10 protein-coding genes are annotated in these 11,942 nt (G+C 67.4%); 3 read left to right on the top strand and 7 right to left on the bottom strand.

Annotated features, from left to right (window positions below):
- Window positions 1-9: 9 nt before the first annotated feature.
- The 3 genes from PFLCHA0_RS17685 (at window position 10) to PFLCHA0_RS17675 (ending at window position 2,952) form a co-directional block, all read left to right on the top strand.
- On the top strand, window positions 10-897 hold the full coding sequence (locus PFLCHA0_RS17685; protein WP_015635972.1) for an alpha/beta fold hydrolase: 888 nt from the start codon (window positions 10-12) through the stop codon (window positions 895-897).
- 144 nt (window positions 898-1,041) lie between these two features.
- Window positions 1,042-1,641 (top strand): TetR/AcrR family transcriptional regulator, encoded by a 600-nt coding sequence (locus PFLCHA0_RS17680; RefSeq protein ID WP_011061785.1) that lies wholly within the window; start codon window positions 1,042-1,044, stop codon window positions 1,639-1,641.
- Window positions 1,642-1,773: 132 nt separating this feature from the next.
- Entirely contained in the window at window positions 1,774-2,952 is a 1,179-nt protein-coding gene (locus PFLCHA0_RS17675) for a sugar transporter (RefSeq protein WP_011061784.1), read from the top strand.
- 188 nt (window positions 2,953-3,140) lie between these two features.
- On the opposite strand, the gene PFLCHA0_RS17670 is transcribed toward PFLCHA0_RS17675, so the two are convergent.
- The 7 genes from PFLCHA0_RS17670 to PFLCHA0_RS17640 form a co-directional block, all read right to left on the bottom strand.
- Window positions 3,141-4,355: an MFS transporter gene (locus PFLCHA0_RS17670; RefSeq protein WP_015635971.1), complete on the bottom strand. Its 1,215-nt coding sequence runs from the start codon at window positions 4,353-4,355 to the stop codon at window positions 3,141-3,143.
- 3 nt (window positions 4,356-4,358) lie between these two features.
- A complete protein-coding gene (locus PFLCHA0_RS17665) occupies window positions 4,359-5,177 on the bottom strand; it encodes an ABC transporter ATP-binding protein (RefSeq protein WP_227454026.1) in 819 nt (272 codons plus the stop codon).
- Window positions 5,178-5,185: 8 nt separating this feature from the next.
- The gene (locus PFLCHA0_RS17660) at window positions 5,186-6,253 is read right to left on the bottom strand and encodes a FecCD family ABC transporter permease (RefSeq protein WP_015635969.1); all 1,068 of its coding nucleotides are present in this window, start codon (window positions 6,251-6,253) and stop codon (window positions 5,186-5,188) included.
- Window positions 6,250-7,383, bottom strand: a complete 1,134-nt coding sequence (locus PFLCHA0_RS17655; RefSeq protein ID WP_015635968.1) for an ABC transporter substrate-binding protein — start codon at window positions 7,381-7,383, stop codon at window positions 6,250-6,252. The genes PFLCHA0_RS17660 and PFLCHA0_RS17655 overlap by 4 nt, the downstream gene beginning before the upstream one ends.
- Window positions 7,370-8,242 carry a PepSY domain-containing protein gene (locus tag PFLCHA0_RS17650; protein WP_230493562.1) on the bottom strand — a complete coding sequence of 291 codons (873 nt, stop codon included), beginning with the start codon at window positions 8,240-8,242 and terminating at the stop codon, window positions 7,370-7,372. The genes PFLCHA0_RS17655 and PFLCHA0_RS17650 overlap by 14 nt, the downstream gene beginning before the upstream one ends.
- Before the next feature lie 16 nt (window positions 8,243-8,258).
- Complete coding sequence (locus PFLCHA0_RS17645) at window positions 8,259-10,490, bottom strand: TonB-dependent siderophore receptor (protein WP_015635966.1); 2,232 nt, start codon at window positions 10,488-10,490, stop codon at window positions 8,259-8,261.
- 177 nt (window positions 10,491-10,667) lie between these two features.
- Window positions 10,668-11,570, bottom strand: a complete 903-nt coding sequence (locus PFLCHA0_RS17640; RefSeq protein ID WP_041752319.1) for an AraC family transcriptional regulator — start codon at window positions 11,568-11,570, stop codon at window positions 10,668-10,670.
- Between the last annotated feature and the right edge of the window lie 372 nt (window positions 11,571-11,942).

The raw sequence follows: 11,942 nt of genomic DNA, 5'->3' as shown, positions 1-11,942 counted from the left end.
GAACACACCATGAACGCTTTGACTGACACCCTCCAGGCCGACAGCCTCGACCTGGTTCACCGCTATGTGCGCGTCGATGGCCAGCGCATCCACTGTGTCACCGCCGGCACGGGCCGGCCGGTGCTGCTGATTCCCGGCTGGCCGCAGACCTGGTACGCCTGGCGTCAGGTGATCCAGGCCCTGGCTGCCCAAGGCTTCCAGGCCATTGCCGTGGACCCGCCGGGCAGCGGCCAGTCCGACCGCCCTGAGCACGGCTACGACACCGGCCATGTGGCCGGGGTGCTGCACCAGGTGATGGGGCAGTTGGGTTTCGAGCGCTACAGCGTGGTCGGCCACGACGTCGGCATGTGGATCGCCTACGCCTTGGCCAGCGACCATCCGCAGGCGGTGGAGCGCCTGGCGCTGACCGAGGCGGTGATCCCCGGGCTGGCGGATGCACCACCGATTTTCGTCGCGCCGGAGCAGAACATCTTTCTCTGGCACTTCATGTTCAACCAGCTGCGGGATTTGCCGGAAGCCTTGATCGCCGGGCGCGAGCGGGCCTATCTGAATTACATCTTCGACCACTGGTCCCATCGCCGCGAGGCGGTGGCCGCCGAAGTCTACATCGAGGCCTACGCTGCCCCGGGCGGGTTGCGCGCAGGCTTCGCCTATTACCGGGCGATCCCCGAGACGGTGCGCCAGAATCAGCTGCGCGCGCAGCGGCCGCTGACCATGCCGGTGCTGGCCATTGGTGCCGAGCACGCCACCAACGATGCACCTCTGCTGACCCTGCAGGGCCATGCCAATGACCTGCGCGGGGCCATTGTCGAGGACTGCGGGCACTTCATCATGGAAGAGGCACCGGAGGAGTTTCTCGCGCTGCTGCTGCCGTTTCTGCAGGAGGGCCGTGACTGAGGCAGGGCGCAGGCAAGGCCGCGGCCACGGAAATTGGCCGCGACCGGCGCAAATCTAATATCATTTCGTCCCGGCGCCCTGCGCCAACCGGCTGTTCGGGCTCAACCGAGCACCTTCCCTGTCCCGACGAGATACCCGACCCCCATGGCTGGAAGACCCCGCGAATTCGACCGTCACCAGGCACTGCGCCAGGCGCTCGAACTGTTCTGGCGCCGTGGTTTCGAAACCACCTCCATGGCCGACCTGGTGGCGGCCCTGGGCATCGCCTCGGCGCGCATCTATGCCGCCTTCGGCTCCAAGGAGGCGTTGTTTCGCGAGGCCATCGAGCTGTACGAAAGCCAGGAAGGCGGTTTCGCCGACCTGGCCCTGCAAGAGCCCTGCGCCTACGTCGCCATCGAGCGCATGCTGCAAGAAGCGGTGGCACTCTACACCCGGGCCGACGGCCCCCGTGGCTGCATGGTGGTGGCCTCGGCGGTGAACTGCTCAAGCGACAACGACAGCGTGCGCGAATGGCTGGCCGAACATCGCCGGGCGCGTACCGCAAGCATTATCCAGCGCCTGGAAGCCGCGCAGCAGGCGGGTGAATTGCCCGGCCACAGCGATGCAACTTCCCTGGGCGATTATTACTCTACGGTGCTCCACGGGCTGTCGGTGCAAGCCCGCGACGGCGTCAGTGCGGCGCGCCTGCTGCAGGGCGTGGCGCTGGCCATGCAGGTCTTTGCGCGAACCGCCCAAGGGAATTGAAGCGGCGCTGCACCCTGGCTCCGCCTGGGAGCCTTTGCCCGCAATCCGGGAGCAGTGATGCTGGCCCGGGTTGTGCATTTTTTCAGCGGGTCCCGGACCCGTTCCATCATCGAAAGAGTATGACGCCCCCCCATGAGTGATTCCGCGGCGACACCCCAAGGCAACTGGCAGCCGGTCATCGCGCTGGCGTTGGCGGCCTTTGTCTTCAACACCACCGAGTTCGTGCCGGTGGGCCTGCTCAGCGCCATTGGCGCCAGCTTCGACCTGCCCACCGAGCGGGTCGGTCTGATGCTCACCATCTACGCCTGGATCGTGTCCCTGACCTCGCTGCCGGTGATGCTGCTGACCCGCAACATCGAACGGCGCAAGCTGCTCACGGTGCTGTTCGGGCTGTTTATCGTCAGCCATGTGTTCTCCAGCCTGGCCAGCAACTTCGGCCTGCTGATGCTCAGCCGCATCGGCGTGGCCCTGGCCCATGCACTGTTCTGGTCCATCACCGCGTCCCTGGCGGTGCGCCTGGCGCCGCCGGGCAAGCAGGTGCAGGCCCTCGGGCTGCTGGCCACCGGCACCTCACTGGCCATGGTCCTGGGCATTCCCCTGGGCCGCTTGCTGGGCGAGGCCCTGGGCTGGCGCACCACGTTCAGCGTGATCGCGGCCATGGCCGGCCTGCTGGTGCTGTGGCTGATACGCACCTTGCCGCTGCTGCCGAGCCAGAACTCCGGTTCCCTGCGCAGCCTGCCGCTGCTGTTCAAGCGCCCGGCGCTGGTGGCGATCTATGTGCTTACCGCCCTGGTGGTGACGGCGCAGTTCACCGCCTACAGCTACATCGAGCCCTTCATCAAGGTGGCGGCGGGCCTGGGGGGCGAAGTGGTGACCCTGGTCCTGCTGGTGTTCGGCGGCGCCGGGATCATCGGCTCGCTGCTGTTCAGCTGGCTGCACCGCCACAGCCCCCAGGGGTTTCTACTGACCGCGGTGGCGCTGCTGGCGCTGTGCCTGAGCCTGCTGTTGCCGCTCAATGGCCACGTCTGGTCGCTGGTGGCCCTGAGTGTGTTCTGGGGCATGGCGATCATGGGCTTCGGCCTGGCCCTGCAATCCAAGGTACTGGTGCTGGCGCCGGACGCCACCGACGTGGCCATGGCGATGTTCTCCGGCATCTACAACATCGGCATTGGCGGCGGTGCGCTGCTGGGCAGTTGGGTCGGCGGGCAGCTGGGCTTTGCCTATGTCGGCCTGGCGGGTGGCGCCCTGGCGACCCTGGCCTTGCTGTTGTACAGCCTGGCCCTGGGCCGCATGAGCCGCACCAGCGTGTAGCCGCTGCCGCAGGCTGCGAACGGTCTGGGCGGCACTCCGTCGCAGGGGCGCGGCGCTCTTGAGGCCGATAGAGGTTCGGCGGTCGATCGTCAAGCAAGGTCCTGCGGACCTTTTCGCAGCCTCGCCGCAGGCTCGGCAGCGGCTACAGGGCCGCAGGGTTTCGATAATGCGCGTCGTTCGCCCGAAGGTTACCGGCGTCGGGCTACGGGCCAGCAGGCCACCAGTACGAGCAGCAGCGCCGCCAGCAGGTAGGGCAGGCGTGGCTCCAGCCCGTAGATCAGGGTCCCGGCCAGGGGCCCGACCACTACCCCCAGGCCCTGGGCCGCGCCGATGGAGCCGGCCGTGGCGCCTTGTTCGGCGGCGTCCACCGAGTTGCTGGCCAGGGCGGCGAAGGAGGGGAAGATCCAGCCCATGCCGGCGGCCGAAACAAAGAACCCCAGCCACAGCACCCAGGCCTGGGCCGCGAGAATGCTGGTGACAAAGCCCAGCGCCGCCACCAGGGCGCCGATGCGGATCATCCGCAGCGGCGGCCATTCCAGTTTGCGCACCACCAGTTGCGAGGCGATCAGCGCCACCCCCACCAGGGTCAGGGAAATGCCGGCGGTCTGCGCCGCGTCGGCCGGGCTCATGCCCAGGCGGTCGAGGGCGAAGAAGCCCACGGTGATCTGCGCCATGGCCACGCACAGCATCGAGACGAACGCCACCACCAGCGGCCGGCGCAGGCGCGGATCGCCCAGGCTCACCGGCTTGGGCGGCTGCTTGAGGTGCAGTTCCTGGCGCGGCAGCCGTGCCTTGAGGAAGGCAAACCCCAGCAGCGGCAGCACCGCCAGCACATAGAACGGCAGGCTCAGACTGTGGCGCGCCAGCAATGCGGCAAGCGCCGGCCCCAGGACCAGCCCGCAGGCGTTGGCCGCCCCCAGGGACGCCATGGCCCGGGCGCGATGCTCGGGTTCGATGTTGTCGGCGATCAGCGCATAGCCGCCCACCGGGATTGCCGCATAGAACACCCCGATCAGGCCGCGGCCCAGCAGCAACCCGGCAAACGCCAGCAGCGCCGAAGGCAGGGCGTGCAGCGCCACGTCGATAAACAGGCTGAGGGCGAGAAAGGCCAGGGTGAAGCCGCCGGTGCCCAGCAGCAGGATGCGCCGCCGACCGAGGCGATCGCTGGCCCGGCCCCAGGGGCGGGCCAGGAGCATCCAGATCACCCCGGAGACGGTCACCGCCATCCCTGCCTGCCAGGTGGCCAGGCCGAGAATCCGCGCAATGGGGCCGATCAGCGAAACGAACGCCATCATCGCCATGGTGCAGGCCAGGTTGGCCAGCAGCAGCGGGCGCAGGTCGAAGGCCGGGGCGGCCTGGGGCGTGTCCAGGGTGTCGAGGGGCAGCTGTTGAGCGTTGGTCATGGTTTATCCCAGGGCTGAGTGAGAGGGCAGGCGGCCGTCGACCATCACCAGCGGTCGACCGCGTACCTGTTCCAGGCTGGCGTCGACGCCGTAGACGTCGCGCAGCAGTTGTGGGTTGATCACCTCCAGGGCCGGCCCGGCGGCGGCCAGGCGGCCATGGTGCAGCACCACCACCTGCTGGCTGAAACCCAGGGCCAGGTTGATGTCGTGGACCACCACCAGGGTGATCAACTGGCGCTCGTGGGTGGCCCGGGTGATGGCTTCCACTACCTGGCACTGGTGGTACAGGTCCAGGGCGCTGGTGGGTTCGTCCAGCAGCAGCACCCGGGGCTGGCGCACCAGGGCCTGGGCAAGGCCCACCAGTTGGCGCTGGCCACCGGAGAGGGCGTCGATCGGGCGGTCGGCCAGGGCGGTGAGGTCCAGGTCCTGCAGCACTTGTTCGACCCCGTGCAACACCGCCGCGCTGGGCCGGCCAGGGGCGAAACCGCCAGTGCGATGCCCGGCCATGGCAGCGCTGAGCACTGCTTCGAAGGCGCACAGGCGGGTACGTTCCGGCAGGCTCTGGGGCAGGTAGACGATGTGCTGCGCCCGTTCCACCTGGGGCAGGCGGTTGAGGTCGACGCCGTCCAGCAGTACCTGGCCCGAGGTCTTGTGCAACCCGGCGATGCCCCGCAGCAGGGTCGACTTGCCCGCCGCGTTGGGGCCGATCAGCGCGGTCACGCTGCCCCCGGCCAGGGGCGGCAGGGCCACGTCGCACAGCACCTGGCGGTTGCCGTAGTGCATGTTCAGGCCGGCGGTGCACAGGCCGGCGTTGGAGGACACAAGCGGCTTCACAGGACACCTCGACGGTTGCGCATGACGATGGCCATGAAGAAGGGAATGCCCACCAGGGCGGTGACGATACCCACCGGAATCAGCACCCCGGGGATCAGCGCCTTGCTGGCGATGGAGGCCATGGACAGGATCAGCCCGCCGCTGAGCACGCTGGCCGGCAGGAACAGCCGATGGTCCTCGCCCACCAGCAGGCGGGCGATGTGCGGGGCGATCAGGCCGATAAAGCCGATGGTGCCGACAAAGGACACCGCCAGGGCCGACAGCAGGCTGATGCGCAACAGTGACAGCAGGCGCAGGCGGCCAACGTCGATGCCGAAGCTGCGGGCCCGTTCCTCGCCCAGGCTCAGGGCGGTCAGGGCCCAGCTCTGGCGCAGGGAGAAGGGCAGGCACAGCAACAGCGCCAGGGCCAGTACCGCGAGCTTTTCCCAGGAGGCCCGGGCCAGGCTGCCCAGGGTCCAGAACACCAGTTGCTGCAGGCTGTCCTGGGTGGCGACGAATTGCAGCAGCGCCACCAGGGCATTGAAGGCGAACACCAGGGCGATGCCGAACAGCACCAGGCTTTCCACGCCGAAGCCGCGCCAGCGTGCCAGCAGGTAGAGCAAGGCCACCGAGGCCAGGGCGAAGAGGAAGGCGTTGGCCGAGATCAGGTACTGCGCCGGCACCCCGGGAAGGCCCAGGCCAAGGACGATGGCCAGGGCTGCACCGAACGCCGCGGCGGCGGATACACCGAGGGTGAAGGGGCTGGCCAGGGGGTTGTCGAGCACGGTCTGCATCTCCGCCCCGGCCAGGGCCAGGGCGGCCCCCACCAGCACCGCCATCAGGGCGTAGGGCAGGCGCACGTTCCACACGATCACCGCTTCCACCCGGGGCATCGAGCCCGGGTCCCAGAGCACCTGCAGCAGGCGCGACAGGCTCATCCCCGAAGGCCCGGTGGTGATGTCCAGGGCCAGGGACAGCAGCAGGGCCAGGGCCAGCCCGCCCAACAGCAGCACTCGGCGCCCGTGGCGTCGCTGGTAATGGCCGGCGGCAAGGTTGTCCGCCACGTCGGTGGCAGCCTGGGTCATGGTTTCAGGCTCGTGGCGAACACGCCGCTGGCGGGAATCGGCATGAAGCGCTGGTACAGCTCGCGGCGGGTCTGGTCCGGGTCCAGGTCCTTGAACAGCTCCGGGTGCAGCCACTTGGCCAGGGCCTGGACCGCGATCAGGTGTTCCGGCGAGTCATAGAAGATGTGCCACAAGCCGTGCACATTGCCTTCGCGCACCGCCCGCAGTTCATTCAGCGGCGGGCGCTGGGCGGCCTGGCGCAGGCTGTCCCGAGCCTGTTGCAGGGTGGCGGAGTAACCCAGGGTCACGCCGCCCTGGCCGGCGGCAAAGACCCCGGTGGCCACGTAAACGTCCGGGTCGCTGGAGAGAATGTACTCCACGTTGAGCACACCAATGGGCCCGGGTATGCGCCCGTCGGCAATGTTGCGCCCGCCCGCCAGCTTGATCATCTCGCCGAAGTTGCCGGTGCCTGGCGAGCCGCAGCAGTCCTGCAGCCCGGCGAGCATGTCGATGAAGATCTTCGGCTGCTTGACGGTACCGGCCTTGGCCAGGGTCTGGGTGACCTTGGCCAGGGACTGTTGATAGAAGGCAATGAATTCCTCGGCCCGCTGCTCACGGCCCAGGGCCTGGCCCAGCAGGCGCATGCTGGGCACGGTGTTGCTCAGGGGATGGTCGCTGAAGTCGACGAAGATCACCGCCACCCCGGCGGCCTCCAGCTGTTTCACCGCCTCGCTGTCGGGGCTCGGCCCATGGCCGCCGCTCAGGGCCATGATCGCCAGGTCCGGGTGCACCGCCAGGGCCTTTTCGACGCTGAAGGTCTCGGCCGAGGTGCCGCCCACCAGCGGCACCTTGTCGGCCTGGGGGAAGACCTTGTGATAGGCCTCGTAGCCCTGCACGTCGAGGCCGCGAAAGTCCCCTTGCCAACCGGCGAGACGGGCGAACGGGTTCTGGCCTTCGAGCAGCGACAGGGAATAGATCATCCGGCCTTCGCCGAGCAGGATGTGCTCGACCTTCTCCGGCACCTGGACCTGGCGTCCGGCCAGATCGGTGAGGGTCGCGGCGCTGGCCGTGGCGGCCCATAGCAGGCCCAGGGGCAGCAGGCCGAGCAAGAGCCCGCGCTGGGCGCGGCGCAAGAAATCACGGTGTGTCATGGCTAGTTTCCTTGAACGATTGGACGGCCCGGCGGGCAGCGCGCTTGCGCCACCACAGCAGCAGGCCGGTGAGGTACAGAAGGGGTAACGAAATACCGCAGAGAAAAGCCAGCCAGGCGCCGGGGGTGCCCAGCAGCAAGTGGCCATGGGCCGCGGAAAACAGCGGCTTGATCGCCATCGGCTGGGCGCCGGGCCAGGTGAAGAGGTCCGGGCGTGCCAGCCAGGCACCGCTGCCGGCAATCAGCAGCAGCGGCAGGCACAGCCAGGCCGCCGCCACGTTGTGCCATTCCCGCAGGCGCCGGTTGCCCCGGCTGCCGGGACGCAGGCTGGCGGCCTTCCACCAACTGCGCCGGCCCGGCCACCACAGGTACAGGCCACTGCCCAGGGAGCCCAGCAGCGCCAGGCCACAGAGCAGCACCAGGTTCGAACCCCAGGCTGGCGGCAGCAGCAGGCTGCGGTGCAGCGCCACCAGCTTGGCCAGCCACAGGTCCTCGAAGACGAAGAAGCCCCGGGGTTCGCCGCTATAAGGATCGATCATGGCGATGCCGGTGCCGGGACGCTCCTTGAGGGCCCCGAAGACGATCACATTGTCCGATTCGAGAAAGCCCTGGCGCGGTGGGGCTGCGCCGAAGGCCTTGTGCAGTTGCGGGTAGGCGTCGGAGGCGGCCCTGATCCAGGCGTCCTGTTGCAGCAGCGTGCCATGCTCGCCAGGGGCCAGTTGCAGCATCTGCGCACCGACCTCCCAGCGCAGGATCGGCCCCTTGAGCTCCAGCAGCGAACCACTGAGGCCCAGCAGCGCGAGGAGCAGCCCCAGGCACAGGGCCAGCCAGCGGTGCAGCCTGAGCCAGATATCACGCATGGACAGCATCGGCGGCTTACCAGCGATAGCGCAGGCTGGCGATGACACTGCGGTCATAACCGGCGCTGCAATTGGTCAGTGAGCAGCCTTCGTAATAGTGCTTGTCGGTGAGGTTGGTGGCATTCACCGCCAGGCGCAGGCCCTTGGCCGCCGGGATCAGCTTGTCGAAGTCGTAGTGCACCGCCGCGTCCAGCAAGGTGTAGGAGGGCACGCGCTGGGTGTTGGCGGCATCGGCCTCGGTGGAGCCGATGTAACGCACCCCGGCGCCGAAGCCCAGGCCGCTCAGGGGGCCTTCGGGCAAGGTGTAGTCGGCCCACAGCGAGGCCATTTTTTCCGGGGTGTCGGTGGGGCGTTTGCCCTTCTCCAGCGGGTTGTTGCTCTTGCTCACCTCGGCGTCGTTGTAGGTCAGCGCCGCCAGCAGGTCCAGGCCCCGGGCCAGGCTGGCCTTGCCTTCGAGCTCGATGCCGCGCACGTTGATCTCGCCGGTCTGGATCTTGTTCAGGCGTTGGGCCGGGTCGGTGGTCAGGACGTTTTCCTGGGTCAGGTCGAACAGCGACAGGGTGATGTAGCTGTCGATGCCCGGCGGCTGGTACTTGACCCCCACTTCCGATTGCTTGGCGCTGGTGGGCTTGTACGGCGTGCCGTAGAAGTTGGTGCCCAGCACCGGGTCGAAGGACGTGGAATAGCTGATGTAGGGCGCCAGGCCGTTGTCCGCCAGGTACACCAGCCCGGTGCGGTAGGTGAACTTTTCGTCGTCCTGCTTGCTGCCGCTGTCGTTCATGCGGTTATCGGTTCGGGCGCTGGAGCGGTCCTGGCGTCCGCCGACGGTGAGCACCCAATGCTCATCGAAGGTGAACTGCTGCTGGGCGTAGACCCCGACCTGATCGGCGCGCTGCACGGTGTTGGTGAAGGGGGTGCTGGGGTCGAACACGCCGCCGTGCACCGGGTTATAGATGTCGATGGGCGAAGCCGAGCCGCCGCGCAGGTAGTAATCCTCGCGGGTGCGCCGGTAGTCGATCCCCAAAAGCGACACCATCTGCGTGCTGCCCAGGTTCCAGCGGGCCTGGGCATTGTTGTCCAGGGAGTAGGTGTCGCCGACGATGCGAAAGCGATAGGCCGCGCGGTTCAGGGTGCGCAGGTCCGGAGCCAGGGACATGCCGCTGGCGGTGTTGGTCAGCAGGTTGACGTGGCCGTAGCGGGCGCTGGAATTGAGGCTCCAGACGTCATTCAGGCGGTGCTCCAGCAGGTAGCCCAGGGAGTACTGGGTGCGGTCGTTGTCCAGCCCCGGTTCATCGAGGAAGACGTTGTGCCTGACCTTGCCATTGGGGTTGCCAAGCAGGGTGCCCTGGGCCGGCAGGAACACCCGCGGCGCGCCGAACGTGTCCTGGGTGTAGTCGGCCAGGAGGGTCAGGCTGGTGTCGTCGTTGGGCTTCCAGGTGAAGGAGGGCGCGAAGTACTGTTTGTCGTCCTTGATGTGATCGAACTGGGTGCCGCTGTCGCGCTCCAGGCCCACCAGGCGATAGAGGAATTGCCCTTCATCATCCAGCGGCCCGCTGAAGTCGAACTGGCCCTGGGCCCGGTCGAAGCTGCCCCCCTGGATCTGCACTTCATGGAAGGGCTTGTCCAGCGGGCGCTTGCTGATCTGGTTGACCACGCCCCCCGGCGAGTTCTGCCCGAACAGCACCGAGGCCGGGCCCTTGAGCACATCGATGCGCTCCAGGCCATAGGCTTCGACCTTGGGCCAGGCCTGGGCGGTATTGCCCTTGAGGCCATCGCGGAGCATGCCGGTGGTGACGTCGAAACCGCGGATCGAGAGGGTGTCGAAGCGCTGGCTGGCGGCGGTGGTATTGGCCTGGACCCCGGCGGTGTAGCGCAGCGCCTCGTTCACCGATTGCACCTGCTGGGCATCCATCTGGTCGCGGGTGATCACGGAAATCGACTGGGGAATTTCGCTCAGGCTGGCATCGGTCTTGGTTCCGCTGAGGCTGCGCTTGGCCACGTAACCGGCCTGCGGCCCGGTGGCGGAGTCGGGCTGGGTGGCGCTGATCACGCTGGTGTCCAGGGTCAGGGCGTGGTCCTGGTCGGTATCGCCATCGGCGGCCAGCGCGGCGCCGGCCTGGGTCAGCGAGAGGCCCAGGGCCAGGCCGTGGATCAGGCACGCCAGCGGGTTGCGGCCCAGAGCCGGACGCGAGACCACACAATTGACGGGACAACCTGAGGTGTTTCGGTGCGCAACGCGGCTACCCATGCTTCACTCCGTGATGGGGATTAAATGAGAATGCAAACGTATCTCATTTGTGAGCTTGGGTTGCGGGCTAAAACTTTGGCTTGAGCGACCATTTCTTTCGTTTGCGGTACGGCGCGGGGAGGGCGCCCGGATCACCAGGCGCAGCTTTGGATGGAGCAGGCTCGAGCAGGAGCGGGCTCAACGCAAGGACTTGGGCGACACCCCGAAGCGCTTGCGAAAGGCCGTGGAGAAATGCGCCGGGCTGTAGCCGACCCGATAAGCCGCGCTGGAGACATTGGTCTCGCCACTGGCGAGCAAGCGATAGGCCGCGCCCAGGCGCTGCTCCTGCAGGTAGGCATAGACGCTGGTGCCAAACACCTGACGGAAACCGGCGGTGAGCTTGCGCGGGTTCAGGCCCACCTGGCGCGACAGCTCCGACAGCGAAGGCGAATCCTGCAATGAGTTGAGCAGCAGGTCACGGGCGGCATGGATGCGCTCGATGTCCGCCGAGCTGCATGGGCTGTCCTGCAGTGGCCTGGATTCGGCCTGGGCGAGAATCCCCTCGACCCCCAGGGCGGTGAGTTCCAGGGCCTTGCCACCCAGGTAGAAGGAGCGGGTCGGGCCCTGCAGCGGGCAGGTGAAGATCTGTTGCGCCAGGGCCAGCAGCGGTTTGCTCGCCGGCTGGCAGAACAGCATCGGGCCGCCGCCGCGCTGATCGAGCAGGCGCTCGGGTTCCAGGCCGACATTGCGGATCGAGGGGAAGTCCAGCTGCACCGTGGTGTAGCGCACCGGCACGCCGCTGGCGAACAGGTGGTCGCCGCAGTGCTCGCCCTGGTTGGCCACGGCGCACAGGGTCGGCCCGCGGATCTCCACTTCGGGCTGGCCTTCGACCCGGCAATTGAGCTGGCCGCTGAGCACCAGGATGATTTTCAGGCCTTCCCAGAGCGGCTCCTGCATCCACATCTGGCTGTCCATCAGCACGGTCCCGGTGGAGAGGGTGACCTCCGGGACTACAGCGGCCGACCCGGTGTGCTGCGGGTTGGGAAAGTGCAGGGTGGAATCCCTTTTGACAGGCTGCGGCGCAGCGTTGGGGCTGAGCATGGCGAACTCCCTGTGGACCTGAAAAGAGGCCATACGCTAGCAGGAAATTGCCTTTCTGTAATTAAGAATGATTATCCTTTAGCCTTCGAGCACCGTCCTGCCGCGCTCTTTCCGGGGCGCGCCGCGCAATCAAAAGAAAAAGCCGCGCAAACGAATGTCCTGCCGATTGCCGGGTCCGGCAAATTGCCTATTAATAATCACTCTCATTTCCAGGCACGGCAGCCTCCCATGGACGACCCCTTGCTCCACAGCGCCGCAGGACCGCCGGCGACTCTTCATTCCCGCCACCCCTGACGGCGGATTCCCAGCTCATTCCAGGGGCCTGATCTCTCAGGTCCGGGGCCGCTTTTTGCGTAAAAAACATCAGGAGAC

The organism is Pseudomonas protegens CHA0, from assembly GCF_000397205.1.
In the GTDB taxonomy this organism is placed as follows: domain Bacteria; phylum Pseudomonadota; class Gammaproteobacteria; order Pseudomonadales; family Pseudomonadaceae; genus Aquipseudomonas; species Aquipseudomonas protegens.
The sequence above is the reverse complement of the archived record's forward strand: the minus strand, read 5'-3'. Positions and strand labels throughout refer to the sequence as shown.

Bases quoted from the DNA above. Each gene is read 5' to 3' on its own strand.
- PFLCHA0_RS17685 (WP_015635972.1), top strand. From the start codon at position 10: ATGAACGCTTTGACTGACACCCTCCAGGCCGACAGCCTCGACCTGGTT.
- PFLCHA0_RS17680 (WP_011061785.1), top strand. From the start codon at position 1,042: ATGGCTGGAAGACCCCGCGAATTCGACCGTCACCAGGCACTGCGCCAG.
- PFLCHA0_RS17675 (WP_011061784.1), top strand. From the start codon at position 1,774: ATGAGTGATTCCGCGGCGACACCCCAAGGCAACTGGCAGCCGGTCATC.
- PFLCHA0_RS17670 (WP_015635971.1), bottom strand. From the start codon at position 4,355: ATGACCAACGCTCAACAGCTGCCCCTCGACACCCTGGACACGCCCCAG.
- PFLCHA0_RS17660 (WP_015635969.1), bottom strand. From the start codon at position 6,253: ATGACCCAGGCTGCCACCGACGTGGCGGACAACCTTGCCGCCGGCCAT.
- PFLCHA0_RS17655 (WP_015635968.1), bottom strand. From the start codon at position 7,383: ATGACACACCGTGATTTCTTGCGCCGCGCCCAGCGCGGGCTCTTGCTC.
- PFLCHA0_RS17650 (WP_230493562.1), bottom strand. From the start codon at position 8,242: ATGCGTGATATCTGGCTCAGGCTGCACCGCTGGCTGGCCCTGTGCCTG.
- PFLCHA0_RS17645 (WP_015635966.1), bottom strand. From the start codon at position 10,490: ATGGGTAGCCGCGTTGCGCACCGAAACACCTCAGGTTGTCCCGTCAAT.
- PFLCHA0_RS17640 (WP_041752319.1), bottom strand. From the start codon at position 11,570: ATGCTCAGCCCCAACGCTGCGCCGCAGCCTGTCAAAAGGGATTCCACC.